29 protein-coding genes are annotated in these 26,286 nt (G+C 66.5%); 18 read left to right on the top strand and 11 right to left on the bottom strand.

Annotated elements, in window-relative coordinates:
• Together VWP12_RS02570 and VWP12_RS02565 are read right to left on the bottom strand one after the other, a co-directional pair.
• Positions 1-1,509, bottom strand: a complete 1,509-nt coding sequence (locus VWP12_RS02570; protein ID WP_410474472.1) for a YifB family Mg chelatase-like AAA ATPase — start codon at positions 1,507-1,509, stop codon at positions 1-3.
• Between the two features lie 166 nt (positions 1,510-1,675).
• A complete protein-coding gene (locus VWP12_RS02565) occupies positions 1,676-1,957 on the bottom strand; it encodes an accessory factor UbiK family protein (protein ID WP_410474471.1) in 282 nt (93 codons plus the stop codon).
• Between the two features lie 350 nt (positions 1,958-2,307).
• On the opposite strand from VWP12_RS02565, the gene VWP12_RS02560 reads away from it, so the two are divergent.
• The 3 genes from VWP12_RS02560 to VWP12_RS02550 all read left to right on the top strand — a co-directional run bounded on the left by VWP12_RS02560 (position 2,308) and on the right by VWP12_RS02550 (position 4,702).
• Positions 2,308-3,039 (top strand): TorF family putative porin, encoded by a 732-nt coding sequence (locus VWP12_RS02560; protein ID WP_410474470.1) that lies wholly within the window; start codon positions 2,308-2,310, stop codon positions 3,037-3,039.
• Between the two features lie 64 nt (positions 3,040-3,103).
• Complete coding sequence (locus VWP12_RS02555; protein WP_125199395.1) at positions 3,104-3,442, top strand: P-II family nitrogen regulator; 339 nt, start codon at positions 3,104-3,106, stop codon at positions 3,440-3,442.
• 15 nt (positions 3,443-3,457) lie between these two features.
• Positions 3,458-4,702, top strand: a complete 1,245-nt coding sequence (locus VWP12_RS02550) for an ammonium transporter (RefSeq protein ID WP_410474469.1) — start codon at positions 3,458-3,460, stop codon at positions 4,700-4,702.
• A 105-nt stretch (positions 4,703-4,807) separates the two neighbouring features.
• Here VWP12_RS02550 and VWP12_RS02545 read toward each other — a convergent pair whose 3' ends face one another.
• The 4 genes from VWP12_RS02545 to VWP12_RS02530 all read right to left on the bottom strand — a co-directional run bounded on the left by VWP12_RS02545 (position 4,808) and on the right by VWP12_RS02530 (position 9,213).
• Positions 4,808-5,437: a YigZ family protein gene (locus tag VWP12_RS02545; protein WP_410474468.1), complete on the bottom strand. Its 630-nt coding sequence runs from the start codon at positions 5,435-5,437 to the stop codon at positions 4,808-4,810.
• Positions 5,438-5,780: 343 nt separating this feature from the next.
• Positions 5,781-6,335, bottom strand: a complete 555-nt coding sequence (locus VWP12_RS02540) for a DJ-1 family glyoxalase III (RefSeq protein WP_410474467.1) — start codon at positions 6,333-6,335, stop codon at positions 5,781-5,783.
• A 29-nt stretch (positions 6,336-6,364) separates the two neighbouring features.
• The gene (locus VWP12_RS02535; RefSeq protein WP_125199399.1) at positions 6,365-7,696 is read right to left on the bottom strand and encodes a S41 family peptidase; all 1,332 of its coding nucleotides are present in this window, start codon (positions 7,694-7,696) and stop codon (positions 6,365-6,367) included.
• A 332-nt stretch (positions 7,697-8,028) separates the two neighbouring features.
• Positions 8,029-9,213 (bottom strand): murein hydrolase activator EnvC family protein, encoded by a 1,185-nt coding sequence (locus VWP12_RS02530; protein WP_410474466.1) that lies wholly within the window; start codon positions 9,211-9,213, stop codon positions 8,029-8,031.
• Positions 9,214-9,580: 367 nt separating this feature from the next.
• On the opposite strand from VWP12_RS02530, the gene VWP12_RS02525 reads away from it, so the two are divergent.
• The 7 genes from VWP12_RS02525 (at position 9,581) to VWP12_RS02495 (ending at position 13,179) form a co-directional block, all read left to right on the top strand.
• Positions 9,581-9,910: an ArsR/SmtB family transcription factor gene (locus VWP12_RS02525; RefSeq protein ID WP_125199401.1), complete on the top strand. Its 330-nt coding sequence runs from the start codon at positions 9,581-9,583 to the stop codon at positions 9,908-9,910.
• A gap of 74 nt (positions 9,911-9,984) precedes the next feature.
• Positions 9,985-10,197: a DUF2892 domain-containing protein gene (locus VWP12_RS02520; RefSeq protein WP_410474465.1), complete on the top strand. Its 213-nt coding sequence runs from the start codon at positions 9,985-9,987 to the stop codon at positions 10,195-10,197.
• A 138-nt stretch (positions 10,198-10,335) separates the two neighbouring features.
• A complete protein-coding gene (locus tag VWP12_RS02515) occupies positions 10,336-10,764 on the top strand; it encodes a rhodanese-like domain-containing protein (RefSeq protein ID WP_410474464.1) in 429 nt (142 codons plus the stop codon).
• A gap of 10 nt (positions 10,765-10,774) precedes the next feature.
• Positions 10,775-11,101 (top strand): glutaredoxin 3, encoded by a 327-nt coding sequence (gene grxC, locus VWP12_RS02510; protein ID WP_410474463.1) that lies wholly within the window; start codon positions 10,775-10,777, stop codon positions 11,099-11,101.
• A gap of 74 nt (positions 11,102-11,175) precedes the next feature.
• Entirely contained in the window at positions 11,176-11,613 is a 438-nt protein-coding gene (gene trxC, locus VWP12_RS02505) for a thioredoxin TrxC (protein ID WP_410474462.1), read from the top strand.
• Between the two features lie 36 nt (positions 11,614-11,649).
• Positions 11,650-12,162, top strand: coding sequence for a protein-export chaperone SecB (secB, locus tag VWP12_RS02500; RefSeq protein WP_410474461.1), 513 nt, complete (start codon positions 11,650-11,652; stop codon positions 12,160-12,162).
• 9 nt (positions 12,163-12,171) lie between these two features.
• Positions 12,172-13,179: an NAD(P)H-dependent glycerol-3-phosphate dehydrogenase gene (locus tag VWP12_RS02495; RefSeq protein ID WP_410474460.1), complete on the top strand. Its 1,008-nt coding sequence runs from the start codon at positions 12,172-12,174 to the stop codon at positions 13,177-13,179.
• A 19-nt stretch (positions 13,180-13,198) separates the two neighbouring features.
• On the opposite strand, the gene tsaA is transcribed toward VWP12_RS02495, so the two are convergent.
• Positions 13,199-13,900 (bottom strand): tRNA (N6-threonylcarbamoyladenosine(37)-N6)-methyltransferase TrmO, encoded by a 702-nt coding sequence (tsaA, locus tag VWP12_RS02490; protein WP_410474459.1) that lies wholly within the window; start codon positions 13,898-13,900, stop codon positions 13,199-13,201.
• Complete coding sequence (locus VWP12_RS02485) at positions 13,897-14,358, bottom strand: tRNA (cytidine(34)-2'-O)-methyltransferase (RefSeq protein WP_410474458.1); 462 nt, start codon at positions 14,356-14,358, stop codon at positions 13,897-13,899. The genes tsaA and VWP12_RS02485 overlap by 4 nt, the downstream gene beginning before the upstream one ends.
• A 174-nt stretch (positions 14,359-14,532) precedes the next feature.
• Here VWP12_RS02485 and purD point away from each other — a divergent pair, with 174 nt between their 5' ends.
• Complete coding sequence (gene purD / locus VWP12_RS02480; RefSeq protein WP_410474457.1) at positions 14,533-15,807, top strand: phosphoribosylamine--glycine ligase; 1,275 nt, start codon at positions 14,533-14,535, stop codon at positions 15,805-15,807.
• Between the two features lie 86 nt (positions 15,808-15,893).
• Complete coding sequence (locus tag VWP12_RS02475; protein ID WP_410474456.1) at positions 15,894-16,415, top strand: peroxiredoxin; 522 nt, start codon at positions 15,894-15,896, stop codon at positions 16,413-16,415.
• A gap of 62 nt (positions 16,416-16,477) precedes the next feature.
• On the opposite strand, the gene rho is transcribed toward VWP12_RS02475, so the two are convergent.
• Positions 16,478-17,737, bottom strand: a complete 1,260-nt coding sequence (gene rho / locus VWP12_RS02470; RefSeq protein WP_125198260.1) for a transcription termination factor Rho — start codon at positions 17,735-17,737, stop codon at positions 16,478-16,480.
• Between the two features lie 323 nt (positions 17,738-18,060).
• On the bottom strand, positions 18,061-18,387 hold the full coding sequence (gene trxA, locus VWP12_RS02465; RefSeq protein WP_125198259.1) for a thioredoxin TrxA: 327 nt from the start codon (positions 18,385-18,387) through the stop codon (positions 18,061-18,063).
• Between the two features lie 182 nt (positions 18,388-18,569).
• Between trxA and VWP12_RS02460 the strand changes: the two genes are divergently transcribed.
• A complete protein-coding gene (locus VWP12_RS02460) occupies positions 18,570-19,535 on the top strand; it encodes a hydrogen peroxide-inducible genes activator (RefSeq protein ID WP_125198258.1) in 966 nt (321 codons plus the stop codon).
• Here VWP12_RS02460 and VWP12_RS02455 read toward each other — a convergent pair.
• The gene (locus VWP12_RS02455) at positions 19,522-19,743 is read right to left on the bottom strand and encodes a cold-shock protein (protein WP_240031400.1); all 222 of its coding nucleotides are present in this window, start codon (positions 19,741-19,743) and stop codon (positions 19,522-19,524) included. The two genes, VWP12_RS02460 and VWP12_RS02455, sit on opposite strands and share 14 nt — an antisense overlap.
• 406 nt (positions 19,744-20,149) lie before the next feature.
• Between VWP12_RS02455 and speE the strand changes: the two genes are divergently transcribed.
• From speE to VWP12_RS02430, 5 genes are all read left to right on the top strand, one after another.
• Entirely contained in the window at positions 20,150-21,001 is an 852-nt protein-coding gene (gene speE, locus VWP12_RS02450; RefSeq protein ID WP_410474455.1) for a polyamine aminopropyltransferase, read from the top strand.
• A gap of 124 nt (positions 21,002-21,125) precedes the next feature.
• The gene (locus tag VWP12_RS02445; RefSeq protein ID WP_410474454.1) at positions 21,126-22,610 is read left to right on the top strand and encodes a rhodanese-like domain-containing protein; all 1,485 of its coding nucleotides are present in this window, start codon (positions 21,126-21,128) and stop codon (positions 22,608-22,610) included.
• Between the two features lie 293 nt (positions 22,611-22,903).
• A complete protein-coding gene (gene mnmG, locus VWP12_RS02440) occupies positions 22,904-24,784 on the top strand; it encodes a tRNA uridine-5-carboxymethylaminomethyl(34) synthesis enzyme MnmG (protein WP_410474453.1) in 1,881 nt (626 codons plus the stop codon).
• A 4-nt stretch (positions 24,785-24,788) separates the two neighbouring features.
• Complete coding sequence (gene rsmG, locus VWP12_RS02435; protein ID WP_125198253.1) at positions 24,789-25,454, top strand: 16S rRNA (guanine(527)-N(7))-methyltransferase RsmG; 666 nt, start codon at positions 24,789-24,791, stop codon at positions 25,452-25,454.
• Positions 25,451-26,281, top strand: coding sequence for a ParA family protein (locus tag VWP12_RS02430; protein ID WP_125198252.1), 831 nt, complete (start codon positions 25,451-25,453; stop codon positions 26,279-26,281). Before rsmG ends, VWP12_RS02430 begins: the two co-directional genes overlap by 4 nt.
• The last annotated feature ends 5 nt before the right edge of the window (positions 26,282-26,286 follow it).

Raw genomic sequence — 26,286 nt, 5'->3', positions numbered from 1 at the left:
TTACGACATTCCCCCGCTGAACAGCCGATCGAGGTTGCGGTAGCCGATCGCCTCGGCCAGGGCGGCCGAATCGATGGCGTCGCGATCCTCGTAGTCGGCGATGCTGCGGGCGAGCTTGAGGATCCGCTCGCGCGCCCGCCCCGAGAGATTCAGTTGCTCGATCGCCCGGTTGAGCATGTGGCGCTCGGGTTGCGCCAGCACGATGTGTTCGGCCACCCCGGCGGCGTCCAGCCGCGCGTTGACCACCCCCTGCCGTGCCCGCATGCGTTGACGTGCCGCGATCACCCGCTCGCGCACGGTCTGGCTGTCCTCGCCGTCGGGCTGAGCCTGATCGAGGTCGGTGGCCGGCACGCGCGGGACTTCCAGGTGGATGTCGATCCGATCGAGCAATGGGCCGGAGACCTTGGCGCGGTAACGCTGGGCGGCGCGCGAGTGGATCTCGCTGCCCTGCGGTGAAGGGTTCATCGCCGCGATCAGCTGAAAGTCGGCCGGGAAGCGGGCGTGGCGCGCGGCCCGCGAGATCATCACCGAACCGGCCTCGAGTGGTTCGCGCAGGGCCTCGAGCACGCGGCGATCGAATTCCGGCAGCTCGTCGAGGAACAGCGTGCCGTGGTGGGCGAGCGAGATCTCGCCCGGTGCCGGGTGAGAGCCGCCACCGATCAGCGCGACGGCCGAGGCGGAGTGGTGCGGGGCGCGAAATGGGCGCTCACCGAAGCGAGTGGGGTCGAAACCACCGGGCGTGACCGTGGCCACCTCGGCGGCGGCCAGCGCCTCTTCCTCGGTCATCGGCGGCAGGATGCCGGCGAGTCGCTGGGCCAGCATGCTCTTGCCGGCACCCGGTGGACCGATCAGCAGCAGATTGTGTTTTCCAGCCGCGGCGATCGCCAGCGCGCGCTTGGCCCGCGGTTGGCCGCGGACGTCGGCGAGATCGCCATTGATGGCCGGGTCGACCGGCGGGGGTGGACGGTGTTCCAGTCGCACGGGATCGGCCTCGCCCGCCAGGTAGGCCACCAGATCGCGCAGATGATGTAGCCCTCGGCCGGCAACCCCCGGGATGAGCTCCGCCTCCGCCTGGCCGTCGGCTGGCAGGAGCAATTCCCGCCCGGCATCGCGCGCCGCCCGGGCGGCGGACAGATTGCCGCGCACCGAGCGCAAGCTGCCATCCAGGGACAGCTCACCCAGGCATTCGATATGTGCCAATCGTTCACGGGCGGGCGCCGGTAGCTGACCGGTGGCGGCGAGGATGGCCAGGGCGATGGCGAGATCGAAGCGCGCGCTTTCCTTGGGCAGGTCGGCCGGGGCGAGATTGACGGTCAGCCGACGTGGCGGGAACTCGAAGCCCGAGGAAAGGATCGCCGCACGGACCCGGTCGCGGGATTCGCGCACGGCGGTCTCGGGTAGCCCGACCAGGGTGAATGCCGGCAGTCCCGGGGCGACATGGGCCTCGACGGTGACCGCGGGGGCGTGAATGCCGAGCAGGGCCCGGCTGTGAATCTTGGCGATGGGCATGTCCGTATGCCTCGTGTCGTGGGTAGGTCGGCCGGCGGGCCTTGCGGAAAACGCGGCGCCGGCGAGGGGATTGTCGGTCTGAGGCCGCTGCTGGCCGGGCATCCATGCCCGTCGGCAACGGCTTGTTCAACGAACCGGCGCGGAAACCGGTTTGCCGGGTCCGGGTTCAGCTGGCCATGTCGCCTTCTTCATTCTCGGGCTGGCCGCCGTGGTGTTTTTCCATCTCGGCGACGCGCTGCTCCAACGCCTCGAGCTTGGCGCGGGTGCGGGCGAGCACCTGGGTCTGCACGTCGAATTCCTCGCGCGTGACCAGATCCATGCGGGAAAACCCATTGCTGACGGCCTGGCGAACCGCCTTGTCGAACTCCTGCTTGCCCTCGCGCAGGCTCTCGGGCATGGCCTGCTCGATGCGTTGGGAGATCTCTTCGATCGTGTGGGTGATGGACATCTCGGTACCTCGGTGTGGTTCGTCGTCGACGGCATCCCGATTGTTGGGGATACCCCTGGCAGATGCAAGGCAAAGCGACCCGGCATGACCACACCCGATCATCACCCGCCCCCGGTCTGATCTCCGGGCGATGCCGGGGCAATTACGGGGCAATCACGGGGCGCGGGGCGCACCATAAAGAGGCAGCAGCGAAAATCGCCGTCCCCAAATTGGGGAGCCGGTGCGCGGAGCGGCGAGAGCGATTCCGATGGCGGAGATTATAAGTGTCTATAAATAAAGGAAAACCACAACTGGCACGGGCGGTGCAATGACCTGGGCGAACCCGAACGTTCACCTGATGGAGCACAGACATGAAAAAGACACTTATCGCCACCAGCCTTGCCACCGCCATGGCTTCCGCCGTCAGCCTGTCGGCCCTCACCCTGCCCTCCGTGGCTGCGGCCGAGGTCTCCGCCAATGTCGGTGTGGTTTCCAACTACTTCTTCCGTGGTGTGACCCAGACCGACGACGGCGCGGCCGTCCAGGGTGGCCTCGACTACGGGCATGACTCCGGCTTCTACGCCGGCACCTGGGCCTCCACTGTCGACTTCGGTGACGGCACCAGCTACGAGCTCGACCTGTATGCCGGCTACGGCGGCAGTATCGGCGATCTCGGTTACGACGTCGGCTATATCTACTACGCCTACCCGGACGGCGACGATCTCGACTTCGGCGAGATCTACGGCTCGCTCTCCTACAGCTATCTCACCGCCGGTTTGGCCTACACGGTCAATTCTCAGGCAAGCGGTGACGATGCTGCCTTCGATACGGGTGACCTGTACTACTACGCCGGCGTCGATGTTCCGTTCGGCGATTCCGGTTACAGCGGCAGCCTCTACTACGGCTACTACAGCTTCGAGAACGACAGCTCGACCAACGAACTCGACTACGGTCACTGGAGCGCGGGCCTTTCCAAGGATGTCGGCGATTTCGGTTCGGTCGGCTTCAACTTGGAGATGGCTGATATCTCGGGGGATCACGCATGGGCTGATTCGAATTCCGACGACCTGAAGCTGTGGATCAGCTGGTCCAAGTCGTTCTGATCCGACCGAACCATAACGGACCCACGGGTCGGCCCGGCGCCGGCCCGCTTCCGAGGAGAGAAACATGAAACTGATTACCGCAATCATCAAGCCCTTCAAGCTTGACGACGTCCGCGAGGCACTCGGCGGCGTCGGCGTGAAAGGGATCACCATGACCGAGGTCAAGGGCTTCGGTCGCCAGAAAGGACACACCGAGCTCTACCGGGGCGCGGAGTACGTGGTCGACTTCCTGCCCAAGGTAAAGCTGGAAATGGTCGTCGACGACGGCCTGGCCGACCAAGTGATCGAGGTGATCACCAACGCGGCGAGTACCGGCAAGATCGGCGACGGCAAGATCTTCGTCTCGCCGATCGAGGAAGCCATTCGCATCCGTACCGGCGAGACCGGCGCGGACGCCCTTTAAGCGGAGGATTTCACCGTGGAAACTCAAGTCATCGAACTGGGCTATGCCCTCGATACGTTCTACTTCCTGATCGCCGGTGCCTTCGTCATGTGGATGGCAGCGGGCTTCACCATGCTCGAGGCCGGGCTGGTGCGCTCGAAAAGCACCGTCGAGATCCTGACCAAGAACATCGCGCTGTTCTCGATCGCCTGCGTGATGTACATGGTGGTCGGCTACAACATCATGTACGGCGACGGCATCTCCAGCATCATCCCGGGTCTGAGCTTCTTCCTGGGCGCCGACAACACGGCGGCCGAGGTCGTGGCGAGTGGTGGCGACATCTACTACTCCAACATGGCCGACTTCTTCTTCCAGGTCGTGTTCGTGGCCACCGCCATGTCCATCGTCTCCGGCGTGGTCGCCGAGCGGATGAAGCTGTGGGCCTTCCTCGCCTTCACCGTGGTCCTCACCGGCCTGATCTACCCGATCCAGGGCTACTGGAGCTGGGGTGGCGGCATCCTGAGCGATCTGGGCTACTCCGACTACGCCGGCTCGGGCATCGTCCACTTCACCGGTGCGGTTGCCGCCCTGGCGGGTGTGCTGCTGCTTGGTCCGCGTAAGGGCAAGTTCGGTCCGAACGGTCAGGTCAATGCCCTGCCGGGTGCCAACCTGCCGCTGGCGACCCTGGGTACGTTCATCCTGTGGTTGGGCTGGTTCGGCTTCAACGGCGGCTCGGAACTCAAGGTCTCCGATGTCGACTCGGCCAATGCGGTCGCCCAGGTGTTCACCAACACCAATCTCGCCGCTGCCGGTGGCGTGATCGCGGCGATGATCGCCTCGCGCCTGACCTTCGGCAAGGTCGACCTGACCATGGTGCTCAACGGCGCGCTGGCCGGTCTGGTCGCCATCACCGCCGACCCGGCTTCCCCGTCTGCCCTGATGGCCACCCTGATCGGTGCGATCGGCGGCGTGATCGTGGTCTTCTCGATCCTCGGCTTCGAAAAGATCCGTATCGACGACCCGGTCGGTGCCCTGTCGGTCCACGGCGTGGCCGGTGTCTGGGGCGTCTTGGCGGTACTGCTGTCGAACGACGAGGCGACCCTCGGCGGACAGCTGGCGGGTCTTGCCCTGATCGGTGGCTTTGTCTTCGTCGCCAGCCTAATCATCTGGCTGATCCTCAAGGCCGTCATGGGCCTGCGCATCAGCGATGAGGACGAGCAGGAAGGCGTCGATTCGGTCGAGTGCGGCATGGAGGCCTACCCCGAGTTCACCACCAAGTAAGGACATATCGAGCCATTCGACGACACAGGGACGTGTCAGCAAGAGCGAGGCCCGGGCAACAGCCCGGGCCTTTTTGCGTCTATCGACACGTATCGTCGGTGGTGCTCAGTCGTCGTTGGGCGGCTCGAGCCGTTCGATGCCCTGGGCGCCAAGGAAGGCCTCGAAGGCGTCAACCTGTTCGACGGGTACGTCCAGCCGTGCGGTCACCCGGTTGCCGTAGTCGATCGACAGCAGTTGCGCCCCGTACTGGTCCGACCAGTGTCGCAACGGCTGCTCGTCGGCAAAGTCGAGCGCCAGGGTAAAGGCCCGCTGCGGGCGATGTTCGTCCAGGGGGAGTTCGGCGAGTACCTGCTGTGTCGACCCGGCATAGGCGCGCACCAGGCCACCGGCACCCAGCTTCACCCCGCCGAAGTAGCGCGTCACCACGACGATCACGTCACCGATGCCCTTGTGCTGGATCACGTTGAGGATCGGCTTGCCGGCCGTGCCGCTCGGTTCGCCGTCATCGCTCATCGCCGCGCTGGCGGCGGTTTCCGGGTTGCCGACCAGGTAGGCCCAGCAATGATGGCGCGCGTCCGGGTAGTCCGCCTTCACTGCCTCGACGAAGGTCAGGGCCGCCCGGCGGTCCGCGACCGGCCCGGCACGGGCGATAAAGCGGCTTTTCTTGACCTCCAGCTCGCGCTCGATCGTTGCGGCTGGGGTGACGTAGCCAGTTGACGGGGGTGGCTGGCTCATGAAGGAAGCTCTGCGCGATTCGATGACGTCTCTGCGGGACCTCCAAGGGCCCAGATGCAAGGCGCAGTCCGCCGTGAAGGGCCGTCGCCCTTCACAAGGGCTGCAACGCTGCAGATGGGCCCTTGGGGGCCCGCCCGAACGGGGCTCGCGGGTTTGCCCGCATTCGGCGTTGCCGTCCCTTGACGGGCAACGAGCCCGCCTTCGGGCCGGCGTCTTGATTGCGGACAAACCCGCGAGCCAGAGATGCCATCGAATCGTGCAGAGCTTCCTGAGGTCACAACGGAAAACGCCTGCCGGATGGGCAGGCGCGGGGCGTGATCGGGACGATTGTCGATGGAGGGATTCAACGGGCGAGCTTGGATTCCACCGCGTCGCGGGTCTCGCGTCCGGCCAGCTGTTCGACCAGCGCGAGGGCAAAGTCCATCGCCACGCCCGGTCCGCGGCCTGTGACCAGGTTGCCGTCGACTACCACGGCCTCGTCGGTCACCTCGGCACCCTGCGCCTCGGTGGCATCGAGCGCGCCGGGGAAATGCGTGATGCGACGACCCTTGAGCAGGTTGGCGGTGGCCAGCACCTTCGGCGCGGCACAGATGGCACCGATCCAGCGCCCGGCAACCGACTGGTCCTGCAGGCGCCTGAGTACCCGCTTGTCGGCGGCGAGATTGTTCGCCCCGGGCTGGCCCCCGGGCAGGACGATGGCATCGAAGACCCGACTCTCGTCGAGCAGCGTGAGGTTGGTGTCGGCGACCACCGTGGTGCCGCGCGAACCGGTTACCTCGTCTTCGTGCAGCGCGGCGACCTCCACCTGGATCCCGCCACGGCGCAGGATGTCGATGGTGGTGATGGCCTCCAGGTCCTCGAACCCGGGCGCCAGAAGGACCAGAGCCTTGCTTGCCATGTCGTGCTTCCTCCTCGTGTGCCGTGCGATCAGCGGTGGGTGTTCTTGCTGACGATCACCATGCCCTTGAGCATGTTAAGCGCCTCATAGAGCTGGTAGTCGCGAATGACCAGCGGCTCACGCTCCTCGTCGTCCTCGCCACTCTCCGCCTGCTTGATGGCATCCATCATGTCCGAGTCGCCGTTGGTCAGGTGGCCGGCGAGGCTGGCCTCGGAGATGGAGAACACATCCTCGATGTCGCTGACCTTGAGCTGATGAACGGTGACGTCCGGCTTGATGCCCTCGGCCTGGATGGAGCGGCCGCTCGGGGTATAGTAGCGCGCGGTGGTCAGGCGCAGGGCGCCGCCGTTGGACAACGGCATGATGGACTGGACCGAGCCCTTGCCGAAGGTCTTCTCGCCGATGACCAGCGCCCGGCCGCTGTCCTGCAGCGCGCCGGCGACGATCTCGGAGGCCGATGCCGAACCGCCGTTGACCAGCACGACCATCGGCGCGCCGTCGAGACGATCACCGCTGCTGGCCTCGAAGCTCATCTTGGCGTCGGCGACGCGACCCTTGGTGTAGACGATCTGGCCTTTCTCGAGGAAGGCGTCGACCATCTCGACCGAGCCGTCCAGCACGCCACCCGGGTTGTTGCGCAGGTCGAGCACCAGGCCCCTGAGCGCCTCGTCATCGTTTTCATCGACCAGGGCGTCGAGCGCTTCGTGCATCTGCTCGACGGTGCGTGACTGGAACTGCGAGACCCGGATGTAGCCCATGCCGGGCTCGAGCAGTTCGTGCTTGACCGACTCGGTCTTGATGATGGCGCGGGTGATGGTGAACTCGAGCGGCTTTTTCTCGCCTTCGCGGGCGATGGTCAGCTCGATGTCGGTATCCGGCTTGCCGCGCATGCGTTTGACGGCTTCTTCCAGGTCCATGTCCTGGGTGAGCTCGCCATCGATGCGAATGATCTTGTCACCCGCCTCGAGCCCGGCGCGTTTTGCCGGGGTGTCGTCGATCGGGGCGATGACCGTCAGTACGCCGTCCTTCATGCCCACCTGGATGCCCAGCCCGCCAAACTCGCCGGAAGTGGACTCGCGCAGGCTCTTGAATTCCTCGTCGTCGAGGTAGCCCGAGTGGGGATCGAGCTCCGAGATCATGCCGCGGATGGAATTCTCGATCAGCTCGCCCTCGCTGATGTCATCGACGTAATCCGAACGTACCCGGTCGAGCACGTCGGAGTAGGTCCGCAGCTGCTCCAGTGGGACGTCGCCGTTGGTTTCGGCCGGTCGTTCGGCCATCGCGTTGACGGCAATCGCAATGGCAAAGCCGAAAAAGGCGGCGATGCCCAGGTTCGAGGCCTTGCGGATCCAAGTGGTCATGGTGTGCTCTCTAGATATTAATTAGCGGTAGTGGGCCCAATCGGGCCGGTGTTGCGGTCGTTACGCCGGGGATAACCCCGGCTGGGCGTTTCGTGTTGTTCCTGTGACGGTGGGGGCGACTACCCGGCAATCAAGGCGCAAGATGGCGCCGTGATCGCTTTCCTGGGCATTCGGCTCGAACCCCGTGGCGTGTTGTCCTCGGCGGGGCAGCCCTGCCCGACACACGATTGTCGTCAACTATGCCATGGTCAAGGCCCCGGCCGCGAGCCTATTAGTGGGCTCGGAACTCCCTTGATTAGAACACGACGGGACCGGGCGCCACCGAGGCTCGGTCAGCCGCCGACCACCTTGCGCCATGCCGGCCAGCGGCCCGGGTCGATCGGACGGTTACCCCGGCGGACCTCCACGTACAAGCCTTCCTGGTCGGCATCGATGATTCCCGAGGTGCAAAGGCGCTCGCCGCGTGCCACGCGATCGCCCTTGGCGACATCCAGCGAGCGGCAGTGGGCGTAGAGCGAAAGGAAGTCGCCGTCGTGGCGCAACATCACCAGCTGTCCCCAGCCCTTGAGCGTCCCGGCGAATGCCACGCGGCCGGCATCGACCGCTCGAACCGCACTGGCACCGGCAACATGGAAGATCACGCCGTCGTTGCGCAGGCGCCCCTGAGGCAGGGTCTCGCCGAAGCGACGTTTGATCTGTCCGGCGATCGGGATGCTGCCGTCGTCGTGGACCTGTGCCGGGGGGGCTTCCTTGGGTGCCGGGCGTCGCTCCTGTCGCTCCTGCCGCGCTTGTTGCTCGGCCTGTTCGCGTTCGGCCCGGCGGCGTTCCGCCTCGGCCTTGGCTGCGGCCTCGGCGGCCTTCTGTGCGGCGGCCACCTCGCGGTCCAGCCGTTGCTTGCGATCCAGCAGGTTCTTCAGTTTCTGTTGTTGGTCATCCAGGGTCTCGCCCAGCGAGGCCAGCAATTGTTGCTGTTCAGCGAGGTTCTCACCGACGTCCTCATAGTGACCGTCGAGGCGCGCGCCGGCCTCGCGCAACTCCCGGTCGGTCGCCGCGATCGCTTTGCGGTTCTCGGCCAGTTTGACCCGTTGCGCCTCGAGTGCCCGCTGGGCCTGTTGGACGGGGCGGATCAGCGCACGCAGGTAGTGCAGGTCGCGGTCGGTCTGCAGGGCATCGCCGTCACCCAGAAGGGCCTGAAGCACACTGCCGCGCGTCAGCGGATAGGCCGCCTGCAGCCGGTTCTCGAGTTCGGCACGTCGCTGGGCCAGCCCCTCACGCAGTTCGGCTTCGCGTTGATCGAGTGTTCGCTGACGCGATTCGAGTTCACTGCGCTCCGCGTCCAGCTCGCGCGCCTTCTCTTCCAGAAAGGCCATGCGCTTTTGCAGCTCGGCCAGGGACTCGCGGGCGGCAACCCGTTCCTTCTCGGTGGACTCGATCACCTCGCGCTGGGCCTCGATGCGTTCCTGGATGGCCTCCTCGGCGAGGGCTGGCGAGGCGAGCGCAATGAGCACGGCCAGCATGGCCCGCCGGGGTGCCCGACCGAGCGGCAGTTTCGGGGTGTGACGGTTTGGCGGTGACTGTGGCAAGGCTGCCCCTGACCATGGAGAAACGAGAGCGGTGGCACCGCCGAGCGAACGTTGTCGTGTCCACCTCGGGCTTCGCCCGTGGCCACTGCAACAATTCGGCGGAAAAGCGGTAGTATACGGAGCAGGGAAGTCTCTGCACGAATTGCCAAGGTCTTGGCGGAGCGAGCAGAGGGTCCCACGAGGGATTTCGCCGTACGGGCGGCCCGAGGCGAGCGGCGCAGGCCGGCGCCCGGTCGATCGCCCTGTTTCCCGCGGGAACGCGGCGGCTTCCGTCACCCGCAACCAGCACTTGGGTCGAACCATGAATTTGGAAACCGAGGAATATCCTGCCACCCGGCTGATGGGCCGCTCCGATGATATCGAGCGTGCTTCGCGATCACTCAAGGCGATGTCACACCCGCTCCGGCTGAAGATCCTGTGCGTGCTGGGCGATAACGAGCTCAGTGTGCAGCAGATCGTCGAGGCCGTCGGCACGACCCAGAGCAACATCTCCCAGCACCTCGCCATCCTGCGCGACAAGGGCATTCTTGCCTCGCGCAAGGACGCCAACCGCGTGTTTTACCGGGTCTCCGATGCACGGACGTTGCGCCTGATCGGCATGATGCAGGAAGTTTTTTGCCCGCTTAATTAGAATAAAATAATTCTATTCGGGCGTAGCCAACTTGATTGGCGCGCCGCCCCATGGGATTTCGCGGAGGCACAGAAATGACTACCGATCGCTACGTTCGCATCATTGCCGGATTGATGATTCTGGCCACCCTCGCCCTGGCGCATTTCACGGGCCAGGCGGATCTCGGCCAGCTCTCCTGGCTGTGGTTGACGGCGTTCATTGGTCTGAACCTGTTCCAGAGCGGCATTACCTGCTTTTGCCCGCTGGATTCGATTCTGGCCAAGATGGGCGTGCGCCGGGCCTCCTGAGGCCGGCAACTGCGGCAACCGCCGCACCACTCGATTTCAAGGCACCGGATCGGCATCGCGCCGCCGGTGCCTTGAATTTTTTGTGTACCGCGGCCATTGTATGGCCCACTTTCCTCCCCCGATTTCAGAGAAGACGCAATGGAATCCTTTATCGATTTCCTGGCTCGCCACTGGGTGCTCTCGACCGTGGCCGCCGTCCTCATCATGCTGCTGATCAGCAACGAGCTCTCCCGCCGCCTGCAGAAGTTCAAGACGCTCGATCCGGCCGAGGTGGCTCGCAAGGCCGGCCGCGACGGCGTGGCCCTGATCGACGTCCGCGAGGACAACGAATGGAAGGCCGGGCATATCAAGGGCGCGCGGCACATCCCGTTGGGCAAGCTGGAAAAGAAGCTCGGCGAGATCAAGGGCGAAAACCCCGACGAGGTGGTGCTGTACTGCCGCTCGGGCAATCGCTCGGCGACCGCGGCCAACATCCTGGTCAAGGGCGGGTTCGAGAACGTCAGCCACCTTGGCGGCGGCATCCTGGCCTGGGAAGGTCAGAACTACCCCGTCTCCAAGGGCAAGTAAGGCGCTCGGCATGACCGCTGACCCCGGCAAGGCCGGCGACCAGCCGGCGATCGTCGTCTACCAAAGCCCGCTCTGCCCCTTCTGCCATTTCGCCAAGCGGCTGTTGAAAAAGCGCGGTCTCGAGTTCGAGTCGATCAACGTGCAGCTGTCCTCGGCGAAGAAGGAGGAGATGATCCAGCGCGCCAAGCGCCTGACCGTCCCGCAGATCTTCATCGGCGAGACGCACGTGGGCGGTTACGACGAGTTGGCGGCCCTGGATCGTGATGATCGACTGATGCCGCTGGTGGAGGCCGAGGCACGACGTGCCGCCGGCGAACCGCCAGTCGAAGGTGCCTGACGCGTCGCAGCGGCGATGTCACCGCTCGGTCGCGCTATCATGGGGATCGGCATGGAGCGAGAGGACGCGCCGCGATGAGTGAATCCAGACACGTGGTCTGCCCCGGTTGCGGGGCGGTCAATCGGCTGCCTGCCGAGCGCCTCGGTGACGGCAAGTGCGGGCGTTGTGGCCAGTCCCTGTTTCCCGGTCAACCGGTGACGCTGGACGAGGCCGGGTTCGATCGGCACGTCGCCCGCAACGACCTGCCCGTGCTGGTCGATTTCTGGGCCGAGTGGTGCGGGCCCTGCAAGATGATGGCCCCCACCTTCGACCAGCTGGCGCGAGATTTCCGGGGCCGGCTGGTGGTCGCCAAGCTCGAGACCGAGCGGGCGCCTGCCGTCTCGGCGCGCTTCGGCATCCGCAGCATTCCGACCATGATCCTTTTCTCCGGCGGTCGCGAGATCGACCGCCTCTCCGGTGCCCTGCCGGCCGCGCAACTGACGCAGTGGCTGGCCGGGCACGGTATCCGCTGAACCCAAACGAACAAACGACCACCAGGAAGTACCGACATGGCAGAGGGCGAAAACACCGCCGCCGGCAATGGCCAGGCAACGGAAGGCAACGATCAGCAGTTCTTCGTGCAGAAGATCTATCTCAAGGACCTGTCCTTCGAGTCGCCGCAGGCACCGGACATCTTCACCCGCGACGACTGGAAGCCCGAGATAAACGTCCAGGTGGGCAACAACGCCACGCGCCTGAGTGACGCCGCCTTCGAGACCGAGCTGACGATCACCGTCACCGCCACCGTTGACGAGAAGACCATCTACCTGGCCGAGGTGCAGTACGGCGGGGTGTTCACCATCAAGGGCTTCGACGACGCCACGCGTCGCCAGCTGCTGGGTGCCTACTGCCCGACGCTGCTCTTCCCCTACATCCGCGAGACGGTCGGTGACCTGGTGATGAAGGGCGGTTTCCCGCAGATGATCCTCCAGCCGATCAACTTCGATGCCCTGTACGCCCAGCACGAACAGCAGCAGCGGGCGGCACAGGCTGACGACGCGCCGGACGCCCGGCCGAACTGATCGCTCGAGATGAGTGAACCGGAGCGCACACGGATCGCGGTGCTCGGGGCCGGTTCCTGGGGTACCGCGCTGGCCTCCCTGCTGGCGGCCAACGGGGCTCGGGTCCGGCTGTGGGCGCGTGACGCCGAACAGGCAGCGGCCATCGATCGTGATCACCAGAACGCGCGTTACCTGCCGGGCATCTCCCTGCCCGAGACGTTGCGGGCGAGTTCGGACTTGGCCTGGGCCGTGGAGGGTGCCGACCAGGTCTGGCTGGTGCTGCCGACCAAGATCCTGGGCGAGTTCCTCGCCGAGCACGCCGCGACGCTCCCGCGTGCGGCCATCTACATCACCGCTTCCAAGGGCTTCGAGCCCGGCACGGGGCGGCGTATCGACGAGCTGGTGGCCAGCGCGCTGGGTGACGTGTCGTTCGCGGTGGTTTCAGGGCCGACCTTCGCCATCGAGGTGGCACACGGTCGGCCGGCGGCGCTGGCCGTCGGCAGCCGCGACCGGGCCGTTGCCGAGACGGTCGCCGATGCCCTGCGCAACGACCATATCCGCTGTTACCCCAGCAGCGACGTGGTGGGCATCGAGCTCGCCGGCGGGCTGAAGAACGTGCTGGCGATCGCCGCCGGCGTGTCCGATGGTTTCGGCTTCGGCGCCAATACCCGTGCGGCGCTGATCACGCGTGGTCTGGCAGAAATCATGCGCCTGGGCGAGGCGATGGGCGCGCGCATGGAAACCTTCACCGGCCTAGCCGGTCTGGGTGACCTGGTGCTGACCTGCACCGACGATCACTCGCGCAACCGGCAGTTCGGTCTGCGCCTGGCCCGCGGCGAGTCGGTCGATGCGGCAGTGGCCGGGATCGGCCAGGCGGTCGAGGGCATCAGCGCGGCGCGCGAAGGTCATCGGCTTGCCCAGGCCCACGGGCAGGAGATGCCGATTACCGAGGCGGTGTATCGCGTGCTTTACGACGGGTTGCCCGCTCGGGAGGCCGTCGCCGAATTGCTGTCGCGCGATCCGCGCCCCGAGGACTGACGCGAGCCTGTCCCGGCCGTCAGTGATCGGCGGTCACGATCTCCCGGATCTCCGCGCGATGCTCGCGCACCACGAAACGCACGTCGATCTCCTCGATGCGCATGCCGTAGACTCGCTCCGGGTCGTCGTGGAACGCCGGACGGGGGTCCTGGGCGAGGGTCTGCTCGATCAGCGCGATCCGTTCGGATGACAGTCGTTCTAGCCACGGCTCGGCCGCGCCCCAGACTACGGCCAGCCGCTCCGGCGGTGCGCTGGCCCAGCCGCCACGGCTGTCGGTTGGGCAGTCGGCGTAGGGCACGTGTGGCTTGACGTCGAGGATTGGCGTGCCGTCGAGCAGATCCAGCCCGCCCAGATGCAGCCGCACCCCGTTATCGACCTGCTGCACGTCGATCAGCCGCACCACCGAGAGCCCGATCGGGTTAGGCCGTATCGGGGCGCGACTGGCGAATACCCCCACCCGTTCGTTCCCGCCCAGGCGCGGTGGCCGGACCGCCTTGCGGTCACCGGCGTGCATGCGCCGCTTGGCATGGAATACCCAGACCAGCCATAGGTGCGAGAACGCCTCGATGCCTTGCCACGCGGTCGGGTCCCGCCACTCGGCGGTCGGCACCAGGATGCCGGTGGCTGCCGGCACGATGCCCGACTGGCGCGGAATGCCGAAGCCTTCCCGGTAGGGGCTCTCGATATGCCCGATGGGCTGCATGCGCCACTTGTCGATCATTGCGCCCCCTCGAAGTTCAGTTGACGCCAGGCCTCGAAGAAGGCCACGGCGGCGGCGTTGGCCAGGTTGAGGCTGCGCGAGCCCGGCACCATCGGCAGGTAGAGCCGTTGCGATGCGGGCAGGGACTCCAGTACCTCGTCGGGCAGGCCGCGGGTCTCGGGGCCGAACAGCAACACGTCGTCGGGGTGGTATTCAATCCGGTCGTAGCGCGTCGTGCCGCGCGTGGAGAACGCCAGCAGCCGCCCGGTAATCGCCGCCCGCGCCTGCTCGAGATCGGCGTGGCGATGAACGTGGGTCAGGGTGTGGTAGTCCAGCCCGGCCCGGCGCACGGCCTTTTCCGACAGGGAGAAGCCGAGCGGCTCGACCAGGTGCAGCGTCGAGCCGGTATTGGCACACAACCGGATCAGGTTGCCGGTGTTGGGCGGGATCTCGGGTTCGAACAGCATGATCGATGGCATCCGGGCATTGTAGGCCAGCCGGGCGTTTCGCCGTGCAGGACCGGCCGGCCGAGGGTCCGTGGGCTGATGTAGAATGCGAGCCACAATCCCGTTCGCCTGCCCGTGACGCCACCCCCGGTTGCGCGGTCAGGCGAACCGAGCAGACTTGCCTGGTGACGGCTTGGAGGTAAAGGCATGAAGGTACTGGTAATCGGTGGAGGCGGCCGCGAGCACGCCCTGGCATGGAAGATCGCCCAGTCGTCGCGGGTGGAGACGGTCTTTGTCGCCCCGGGCAACCCCGGCACGGCCACCGAGGTCAAGTGCCGCAACGTGCCGATTTCCGCGACCAACGTCGCCGAACTGGTCGCCTTCGCGGCCGATAACGCCATCGATCTGACCGTGGTCGGTCCCGAGGCGCCGCTGGTCGAGGGCGTGGTCGACACCTTCCGCGACGCCGAGCTGTCGATCTTCGGCCCGACCCAAAAGGCGGCCCAGCTGGAGGGTTCCAAGGCCTTCGCCAAGGACTTCATGGAGCGCCACGGCATCCCCACCGCCAAGTACCGGGTGTTCGACACCGCCGCGCCGGCGATCGACTTCGTTCACGAGCATGGCGCCCCGGTGGTGGTGAAGGCCGACGGGCTGGCGGCCGGCAAGGGCGTGATCGTCGCCCAGCGCATCGAGGAGGCCGAGGCGGCCATCCGCGACATCTTCGCCGGTCAGTTCGGCGCGGCCGGCGCGCGCGTGGTGGTCGAGTCCTTCCTTGCGGGCGAGGAGGCGAGCTTCATCGTCATGGTCGATGGCGAGCACGTCCTGCCGATGGCCTCCAGCCAGGACCACAAGGCCCGCGACGAGGGGGATAAAGGCCCCAACACCGGCGGCATGGGCGCCTACTCGCCTGCGCCAGTGCTCGATGACGCGATGATCGAGCAGGTGATGGCGCAGGTGATCGAGCCGACCGTGAAGGGCATGGCCCTCGACGGCCTGCCCTACACCGGCTTTCTCTACGCCGGGCTTATGATCGGCGCGGATGGCGAGCCGCAGGTGCTGGAATTCAACTGCCGCTTCGGCGACCCGGAAACCCAGCCGGTGTTGATGCGCCTGGACAGCGATCTCGTCGACCTGATCGAGGCCGGCGTCAACGGCACGCTCGATCAGGTCAGCGCCGAGTGGACCGAAAAGGCCGCCGTCGGCGTGGTGCTGGCCTCGGCCGGTTACCCGGAGAGCTCGTCGAAGGGTGACGTGATCACCGGCCTCGATGCGCTGCCCGCGGGCGTCAAGGCCTTCCACGCCGGCACGGCCGAGAAGGAAGGCCAGGTCGTCACCAACGGCGGTCGCGTGCTCTGCATCACCGCGCTGGGCGAGACCGTCGAGGCCGCGCAACAGGCCGCCTACGCCGGTGTCGACAAGGTGAAGTTCGAGGGCGGCTTCTGCCGTCGCGACATCGGCTGGCGGGCCATCGGTCGGGGTTGAGCCGGTTGCGGTCGGTCAATCGGGGCTGGCGAACGGCGAAAAAGCTGCTTTACTTCGTGGGCCCTACCTACCACGGTAAGCGAGCCATGCGTCGACTCTCCGCTCTTTTCGCCTCCTTGTTGCTTGCCGGGACGGCCCAGGCTGCCGACCTTGCGGTTGGTGATACGGCGCCTGCCTTCGCCCTGCCCGACCAGCACGGTGAGACCCGTCGACTCGAGGACTACCGTGGCCAGTGGCTGGTGCTGTATTTCTATCCCAAGGACGACACGCCCGGCTGTACCACCGAGGCCTGCAGCTTCCGTGACAACATCAATCGGCTGATCGCGCAGGACGCGGCCGTGCTGGGCGTGAGCATGGACAGCGTGGAGAGTCACGCCGATTTTGCCCGCGAGTACGAGTTGCCCTTCCCGCTGCTCGCCGACCCGGACGGCGAGGTGGTCGAGCGCTACGGCGCGCTGAGCGACTTCCTGGTGGTGAAGTTCGCCAAGCGCCAGACCTTCATCATTGATCCCCATGGTCGGATCGCGACGATCTACCGCAAGGTGAACCCGGACGAGCACGTCCGAGACGTGCTCGATGACCTCAAGGCATTACGAACCGCCGACTGAGCGGGCGGACAACAAAAAACCCCGGCTTGAGCCGGGGTTTCTCGTTTCGGGTGACGGGTCTGTCAACCGCGGCGCATCGAGTCGTAGAACTCGTTGTTGGTCTTGGTCTGCTGCAGCTTGTCGAGCAGGAATTCCACTGCCTCGAGCTCGCCCATCGGGTGGAGGAACTTGCGCAGGATCCACATCTTCTGCAGTTCCTCGGCATCCGTGAGCAGCTCTTCCCGGCGCGTGCCGGAACGGTTGATGTTGATCGCCGGGTAGACGCGCTTTTCCGCGATGCGCCGGTCGAGGTGGAGCTCCATGTTGCCGGTGCCCTTGAATTCCTCATAGATCACCTCGTCCATCTTCGAGCCGGTATCGACCAGCGCGGTGGCGAGGATGGTCAGGCTGCCGCCCTCCTCGACATTGCGCGCGGCGCCGAAGAAGCGCTTGGGACGGTGGAGGGCATTGGCGTCGACACCACCGGTCAGCACCTTGCCCGAGGACGGCACCACGGTGTTGTAGGCGCGAGCCAGGCGGGTGATCGAGTCGAGCAGGATCACCACGTCACGCTTGTGCTCGACCAGGCGCTTGGCCTTCTCGATTACCATCTCGGCGACCTGCACGTGGCGGGGGGCCGGCTCGTCGAACGTCGAGGCGACCACCTCGCCGCGCACGGTGCGCTGCATTTCGGTGACTTCCTCGGGCCGCTCGTCGATCAGCAGCACGATCAGGTCGCACTCGGGGTGGTTGTGGGCAATGCTCTGCGCGATGTTCTGCAGCAGCATGGTCTTGCCGGCCTTCGGCGGAGCGACGATCAGGCCGCGCTGGCCCTTGCCGACCGGCGAGACGATGTCGATGATCCGCGCGGTCAGGTCCTCGGTCGAGCCGTTGCCGCGCTCCATCCGCATGCGCTGCTCGGCGTGCAGCGGCGTGAGATCCCCGAACAGGATCTTGGTCTTGGAGGCCTCGGGCTTCTCGAAGTTGATCTTCTCGATCTTCAAGAGCGCGAAGTAGCGCTCGTTGTCCTTGGGCGGTCGGATCGAGCCGCTGATGGAATCGCCGGTCTGCAGGTTGAAGCGGCGTATCTGCGAGGGCGAGACGTAGATGTCGGCCGGCCCGGCGAGATAGGAGCCGTCGGAGCTGCGCAGGAAACCGAACCCGTCCGAGAGGATTTCCAGCACGCCGTCACCGTGGATCGACTCGCCGGTTTTCGCGTGGGCCTTGAGCAGGGCGAAGATGACGTCCTGCTTGCGGGTCCGGGCGATGTTTTCCAGCCCCATCGACTGGGCCAGATCCATGAGTTCCGGAACGGGCTTGCTCTTGAGTTCGGTTAGATTCATTCGGAAGGATTCGTCGTGGGGACCGCGGCGGGCCACAGATGGAAAATCAACGGGATGTCGAAAGGAGAAATCAAATGCTGAGATCGGTAGGCCACCGAGGTGTGGCCGGACGACAGAAGGGGTGTGTCGTCTCAGGGAGTCGCTGAACGCATCCAAGTGGCTCGCAGCCGATGGGCCGGTAAAGCTTCAGGGCGGGCAGAGCGGGATGGGTGGCGTTCAGCAGTCCCTTGTATTGGCGGGGATTCTGGCACAGAACCGACCACTTGCCAAACAGGTCAAGCCCGGTCGGCGAAGATTGAGGTCGGTTCCCGTGTCCCCGGCGGTTACAGGGCCGAGTCGATGAAGTCGGTCAGTTGCGACTTGGATACCGCGCCGACCTTGGTGCCCTCGACCTTGCCGCCCTTGAACAGCATCAGGGTCGGGATGCCGCGGATGCCGTTCTGGCGCGGGGTTTCCGGGTTCTCGTCGATGTTGACCTTGGCGATCTTGAGCTTGCCGGCGTAGTCGTCGGCGACCTCGTCGAGAATCGGCGAGATCATCTTGCAGGGTCCGCACCATTCGGCCCAGAAGTCGACCAGCACGGGCGTGTCGCTGTTGATGACCTGGGCTTCGAAATCCGCGTCGGATACGTAGACGATGTTGTCGCTCACGGCATGACTCCTAAATATCAGTGACTGTTAATGCCTGTCGGGCAATTGTTCATCCCTTGACGCCGCTTTTCAAGCGACCGCACCTCGTGGTGCTATTCTGCTGCCCGACAGCCCGGTCGGGCGTGCCGAACACCCGGAGTATGGCCCGGCCTTATCGATCACGCAAAAGGAACCTGCCTTTCATGGCTTCTTTGACCGAGCTCCGCTACGTGGTCGCCGTTGCGCGCGAGCGGCATTTCGGCCGTGCCGCCGCGCGCTGTTTCGTCAGCCAGCCCACCCTGAGCGTCGGGGTCAAGCGGCTGGAGTCCGCGCTCGGGGTGCAGATCTTCGAACGCGCCAGTCGCTCCGAGGTGCAGGTCACCCCGGAAGGCCGCGCGATCATCGAGCAGGCCGAGCGGGTGCTCGCCGAGATGGAGCGCCTCGAGGAGCTGGCCCACACCCGGCGCGATCCACTGGCCGCCCCCTTGCGCGTCGGGCTGATCCACACGGTCGGCCCCTATCTCCTGCCCCGCCTGATCGGCCGGCTGCACCAGTTGGCGCCCCGGATGCCGATCGAGATCACCGAGGGGCTGACGGCCGACCTGGCCGAACAGCTCGAGCACGGCGAAGTGGATGTGGTCGTGCTGTCCCTGCCGTTCGAGGCGCCGGGCGTGGTGGTCGAGCCGGTCTACCGGGAGCCGTTCACGGTGGCGGTGCCGGTCGGCCATCCCCTGGCCGAGCAGGATGCGATCGAGCCCGACCAGCTGGCCGAGCACGATTTGCTGCTGCTCGGTCAGGGGCACTGCTTTCGGGACCAGGTGCTGGGCGTCTGCCCGCGCTGCAACGACGGCCGGGCGTTCGGACGCCTGCAGCGCACGCTGGAGGGCGGCTCGCTGGAAACCATGCGCATGATGGTCGCCAGCGGCGCGGGGATCACCGTGCTGCCCTGCGCCTCGACTTGGGCGCAGGACGAGGGCACGCAGGCGCTGGTGCGCTACCTGCCGTTTGCCAGCGACACGCCCACCCGCGACATCGCGCTGGCCAGCCGCCGGCGCTTTTCGCGGCCGCAGGCGGTCCAGGTGCTGGCACAGTCGATTCGGGAAACCCTGCCGGCCTGTTGCGAGCCGCTGGGCGGCCCGGCCGAGGGCAGTGCGATCAGTCGAGAATGACGACTTCTTCGGCTTGCGGGCCCTTGCGACCCTGGCCGATCTGGTATTCGACCTGCTGACCTTCGTTGAGGCGCGAGGCGCCGCCATCGTTGATGGCGCGGAAGTGGACGAACAGGTCTTCACCGTTGTCGCGAATGATGAAGCCGAAGCCCTTGTCGACGTTGAACCACTTGACCTTGCCGGTCTCGCGAACCGGTTCGTGTTCCACCGCGACTTCCTTGGGGCGCAGGCCGGGCTTGGCGGAACGGGGTGCGAGCCAGCCGGCCAACAGGGAGATGATCAGGATGACGGCCGCCGAGGCGAGAAACTGCAGCAGCCGCTGGTCGATGTAGTCGTAGATCTGGCCGATGGCCAACGCGCCGATGACGGCGAGTCCGAGGGTGACGATAAAGGCGGTAAGTCGAGAGTCCTGCCAGGTTTTCATGGGTGGGATAGGTTCCGTGTTGGTTGTGTGTTGTTATTCGAAATGGCGGCCCGGCGTGAAATCGTTCCGGCGGGATATAGGCCGGGCACCATCCGTCACGCGGGGGCTCGCGGCTGGTATTCTGTCACATTTGCAGCTTGCCTGAGGCCCCGAATCGGGTCGGGGCGAGGCGAATCACGGGAGGGAGGTCATGTCCGGCAAGCACGACGAGTGGGTCTACGAGACGGTCGAGGAGATGGGGGCGCGCTTCGGCATCCGCGCGACCGAAAAACTGCTCGACGAGCAGACGCCCTACCAGCACCTCGAGGTCTGGCGCACCGAGCACTGGGGCAACCTGATGCTGCTCGATGGGGTCATGATGCTCTCGTCGCTGGAGAACTTCGTCTACCACGAGATGATGTCGCACCCGGCGCTGCAGACGCACGCGAACCCGCGCAACGTGGTGATCATCGGTGGCGGCGACTGCGGCACGCTGACCGAGGTGCTCAAGCACCGCGAAGTCGAGTCGGTGGTGCAGATCGACATCGACGAGGCGGTCACCCGCGCCGCCGAGCGTTTCTTTCCGGAACTGACTGCCCACAACGATGACCCGCGCGTGTCGCTGCGCTTCGAGGACGGCGTGGCCTGGATGCGCAACGCGCCGGCCGCGAGCGTCGACGTGATCATCGTCGATTCGACCGACCCGATTGGCCCCGGCACCGGCCTGTTCGGCCCCGATTTCCTCGCTGACTGCCACCGCGTGCTGCGCGAGGACGGCATCATGGTCGGTCAGAGCGAATCGCCGTTCTATCACATGCCGCTGATGCTCGATTACCACCGTGCGATGAAGGCGGCCGGCTTTGCCGAGCGCCGTTCGCTGCTGTTCCCGCAGCCGGTCTACCCGGGCGGCTCGATCACCGGCACCCTGGCGCGCAAGTCGGGGCCGCTCGACGAGATTCGCCCGCTGGCCGACGATGTCGCCACCCGCTTTTACCGCACCGAGTTGCACCGCGGGTTGCTGGCCATCCCGCCCTTCATGCAGGAGGCGCTCGGCGACGTCTGATCGTCGCGGCGCCTGCCCCGGGCAACTTCGCCCTCCTTGTCCTGTCCACTGGCCGCCCCCCGCGCCCGCACATGAAGTCGCGGGGTGGCCACTGGTTTCATTCGTACCGATCTCATCACCCGCTATGACCCAACACGACTGGCCCGAACGGATCATCGTCCGGCCCGCCCCGGAAATGCAGTTGAAGTCGTCTCCGACGCGCCGCCGCTTTCGCAATATCCTGATGAACAACCTGCGCATGGCCCTCGACGGGGTGGCGCATGAGTTACGCGTCGACCAGGGGCGACTGCTGCTGTTGACCCGGGAGCGCGAGGTCGCCGCCGAGCGGCTGGAGCGCGTCTTCGGCGTGGCCTCCTACTCGCCGGTGGAGGCGGTGGTCGAGCCGACCGTGGCAGCGCTGGTCGAGGCCGCGCGGACACGCTTCGTCGAGACCGTTCGTGGTCGAACTTACGCGGTGCGCTGCAAGCGCCATGGCGGCGCCCAGCTTTCGACCCGCGAGGTCGAACGCCAGGTAGGCGCGGCGCTCAACCCCTTCGGCACGGTCAATCTCGATCGGCCCGACGTGCGGGTCGAGATCGATCTGGTCGAGGCGGGCGCCTGGGTCTTCACCCGGCGCCAACCGGGGCCGGGCGGCGTGCCGCTGGGGGTGCAGGACCGGGCGGTCACGCTGATGTCCGGCGGCTTCGACTCGCCGGTGGCCGCCTGGTACACGATGCGCCGCGGGGTGGGCAACGACTACGTCTTCTGTAACCTCGGCGGGGCGACCCACGAGCACATGGTGACGCGCATCGCCCACCGCTTGGCCCGCGACTGGGCTATCGGCGACCGGCCGCGGCTGTTTGTGGTCGATTTCCTGCCGGTGGTCGCCGACATGCGCGAGCGATTGGCCGGCGAAGTCTGGCAGGTGGTGCTCAAGCGATTGATGTATCGAGCCGGCGAAGCCATTGCCCGGCGCACCGGCTCGCAGGCGCTGGTCACCGGCGAGGCGCTCTCGCAGGTCTCCTCGCAGACCCTGTCGAACCTCAACAGCATCGATCCGGCCAGCGGGTTGCCGGTGCTGCGTCCGCTGATCGGTTTCGACAAGACCGAGATCATGACGCTCGCCCGCCGGATCGGCACCTACGAGCTTTCCGAGGGCGTGCCGGAGTTCTGCGCGCTGTCGAACAGCAAGCCGCTGGTCTCGTCCCGGCGCGGGCGGATCGACCGCGAGGAGGCGCAACTCGACCACGCCCTGCTCGAGCGGGCGGTGGCCGAGGCACGCGAGATCGATCTCGCCGTGTTGACGGAGGAGGCCCTCGCCGAGCCCGATGTCCTTGCCGACGTGATTCCCGCCGATGCGCAGGTCATTGATTGTCAGCCGCCGCGCCGTTTTCGCGACTGGCACCTGCCCGGCGCGGTCAATTACCCGCCGGACGAGCTTGCGCGCCAATTCGAGTCGTTGTCGAAGGATCGCTGCTACCTGCTCTACTGCCTGCGCGGGGCGAACGCGCCCCTGCTCGCCGAGCGGATGCAGCGCGCCGGCTTCGATGCCCACGCGTTTCGTGGTGGCGTGAGCCGCCTGCGCCGGGCCTTCGAACGCGGCGACCCGGCGGTGGTCGGCGCGGCGTGATGGCGGGCGATAACTGCTGGATTTGACAGCGGTTTCCGTTATACTGCCGCGCCCTCGGGGGGGAAGGTGTGCACGAATCGAACGCCACTCTGGCCGGGCCCCGCAGGGCGCGCCTTGACCGGGGCATCTGCTGCGTTGCCGTCCTTGGAAAGAGAGTGACTCTTCCGCGGCGGACGGACGCCTTGCATCTACCCCGGTCAAAACGCGCAGAGCGGCATCCGATTCGTGCACACCTTCCCACGGCCCCATTTCGTGCCGGGGGTGATTAGCCGTTTTGGCGGCAGGAGGTTCCCATGCGTTATCCAGATCGATTTCCCGTGATCGTCATCGGCGGCGGCCATGCCGGCACCGAGGCGGCGCTGGCGTCCGCGCGCATGGGCGTGGAGACCTTGCTGGTCACCCACAACATCGAGACTCTCGGCCAGATGAGCTGCAACCCCGCCATCGGCGGGATCGGCAAGGGGCACCTGGTCAAGGAGATCGACGCGCTGGGTGGGGCGATGGCGCACGCCGCCGATCTCGGCGGCATCCAGTTCCGCATCCTCAACGCCCGCAAGGGGCCGGCCGTGCGTGCCACCCGCGCCCAGGCCGACCGGGTGCGTTACAAGGCCGCCGTGCGCCACATGCTGGAGAACCAGCCGCACCTGACCCTGTTCCAGCAGGCCGTCGACGATCTGATCCTCGACGGCGAGCGGGTTGTGGGTGTACGCACCGCCGGCGGCATCGAGTTCTATGGCGAGTCGGTGGTGCTGACCGCCGGCACCTTTCTCGCCGGGCAGATCCACGTCGGGCTGGAGCGCTCCGAGGGCGGCCGAGCCGGTGACCCGCCGGCCAAGAAGCTCGCCGACACCCTGCGCTCGCTCGACCTGGGCGTGGCGCGGCTGAAGACCGGCACGCCGCCGCGCCTCGACGGCCGCAGCCTCGATTATTCGGTGATGCAGGCCCAGCCGGGCGATACGCCCACGCCGGTGTTCTCCTTCCTCGGCTCGCCCGAGGAGCACCCGCGCCAGGTCGACTGCTTCATCACGCATACCAACGAGCGCACCCACGAGATCATCCGCGGCGGGCTGGATCGCTCGCCGATGTTTACCGGCAACATCGAGGGCATCGGCCCGCGCTACTGCCCATCGATCGAGGACAAGATCCACCGCTTCGCCGACAAGAATTCGCACCAGATATTCGTCGAGCCCGAGGGGCTTGATACCCACGAGGTCTATCCCAACGGCATTTCCACCAGCCTGCCGTTCGACGTGCAGCTCGAGCTGGTGCGCTCGATCCGTGGCTTCGAGAACGCGCACATCACGCGCCCGGGCTACGCGATCGAGTACGACTTCTTCGACCCGCGCGGTCTCAAGCCCACGCTCGAGACCCGGGCGATCGACGGCCTGTTCTTCGCCGGGCAGATCAACGGCACTACCGGCTACGAGGAGGCCGCCGCGCAGGGGCTGATGGCTGGTGCGAATGCCGCGGCGCGCGTGCTCGATCGCGATCCGCTCACCCTCCGCCGCGACCAGGCTTACCTGGGCGTGCTGGTCGACGATCTCACTACGCAGGGCACGCTCGAGCCCTACCGCATGTTCACGAGCCGGGCGGAATACCGCCTGATGCTGCGTGAGGACAACGCCGACCAGCGCCTGACCGCGATTGGCCGCGAGCTGGGCCTGGTCGACGAGCGCCGCTGGCGGGCCTTCAACGAGAAGATGGAGGCGATCGAGTCCGAGCGGGCCCGTTTGGGTGACATCTGGGTCCACCCGGGTCACCCGGCGGCCGACAAGCTCGACGGGTCGATCTCGCGCAACGTCACTGCGCTCGATCTGCTGCGTCGCCCCGAGCTCGACTACGCCGCCATCGCCGCGGTCGACGAACTGGCGCCCGCCGCCACGCCCGCCCCGGCGGTGATCGAGCAGCTCGAGATCGAGGCGAAGTACGCCGGCTACATCGATCGGCAGCGCGACGAGGTCGCCCGCTCGGTCAAGCAGGAGCAGGAAGCGATCCCGGCGGATATCGACTACGCCGAGATCCCGGGGCTGTCCAATGAGGTGCGCGACAAGCTTAGCCAACAGCGCCCGGCCACGGTTGGCCAGGCCGCGCGCATTCCCGGCGTGACCCCGGCGGCCGTGTCCCTGTTGCTGGTGCACCTCAAGCGCCGCGGCCAGCTGGCCCGCTCGGCCTGATCGCATGCCCGCGGCGCTATCCGACGAGCAACGGAATCGACTTGAGCACCAGCTGTTCGATGGCGCGCAGCGCCTCGGGCTCTCGCTCGCGCCGGCCGTCGGGCAGCGACTGATCGACTACCTCGAGCTGCTTGCCCGCTGGAATCGCGCCTACAACCTCACCGCGGTGCGTGATCCCGAGTCGATGGTCACGCGCCACCTGCTCGACTCGTTGGCGGTGCTCCCCCACCTGCCGGCCTGTCCACGTCTGCTCGACATTGGCAGTGGTCCCGGCATACCGGGTATGATCTTGGCGGTTTGTCGCCCCGACAGTGAGGTCACCTTGGTCGACTCCAATCTCAAGATGACGCGTTTTGCCATGGCCGCCCAGCGCGAGCTGGGGCTGGGCAACGTCACCGTGCGACGCGAACGTGTCGAGCAGCTCGATCCGGCCGACCGGTTCGATTGCGTCATCTCGCGGGCGTTTGCCGCGCTGGCCGATTTCGTCCGCCTCGGTGGCCCGCTGCTCGCCGACGGCGGGCACCTGTATGCCATGAAGGGGCGGCTCGATCCGCAGGAGCTCGACGCCCTGCCCGACGGGTTCGCCGTCACCGCCCGGCATGTGCTGGATATCCCCGATCTCGATGCCGAACGCCACCTGCTGGTCGTCGAACGGGCGGGCACCGCATGAGCTGGGTGCTCGCGATCACCAACCAGAAGGGCGGCGTCGGCAAGACCACCACGGCGGTGAATCTCGCCGCCGCGTTGCAGGCATTCGGTCGCCGCGTGCTGCTGGTCGACATGGACCCGCAGGGCAACGCCACCGTCAGTTCGGGTTTCGACAAGCATTCGGTCGAGCGTCACGTCGGCCAGGTGCTGCTCGAGGAAATCGATGTCGCCGAGGCGCTGCTGCCCACCGACCCGGGCGGCTTCGACCTGCTGCCCGCGACCATCGACCTGGCCGGGACCGAGTTCCAGTTGGTCACGCGCATCGGCCGTGAGACCAAGCTGCGCCAGGCGCTCGCCCCGTTGGTCGACGACTACGACTTCATCCTGATTGACTGTCCGCCGGCCTTGAACACCCTCACGATCAACAGCCTGGCCGCGGCCGATGACGTGCTGATCCCGGTGCAGTGCGAATACTTCGCCTTGGAGGGGCTCTCCGCCCTGCTGGATACGATCGAGCAGGTGCGGGTGGCGCTGAACCCGGACCTCGGCATCGCCGGGGTGCTGCGCACGCTGTATGATGCGCGCAACCGCCTCGCGCAGGATGTGAGCGGGCAGCTGCGCCAGCACTTCGGCGACCGTGTCTTCGAGGCCCTGGTGCCGCGCAACGTGCGGCTGGCCGAGGCGCCCAGTCACGGCCTGCCGGCCATGTTCTACGACAAGAGCTCCAGCGGCGCCGAGGCGCATGCCGACGTGGCCCGCGAGCTGGTCAAGCGGGCTCGCAAGCGCGGCAAGCTGGGCAAGCCGGCCGCCCTGCGCCAAGGCCGCGCCGGGGCGGCCGGTCGCGACTGACGAAC

The sequence above is a fragment of the Guyparkeria sp. TX1 genome, from assembly GCF_046523965.1.
Lineage (GTDB): Bacteria > Pseudomonadota > Gammaproteobacteria > Halothiobacillales > Halothiobacillaceae > Guyparkeria.
Note: the sequence above shows the minus strand (reverse complement) of the source record. Positions and strands in the feature narration are given on the sequence as shown.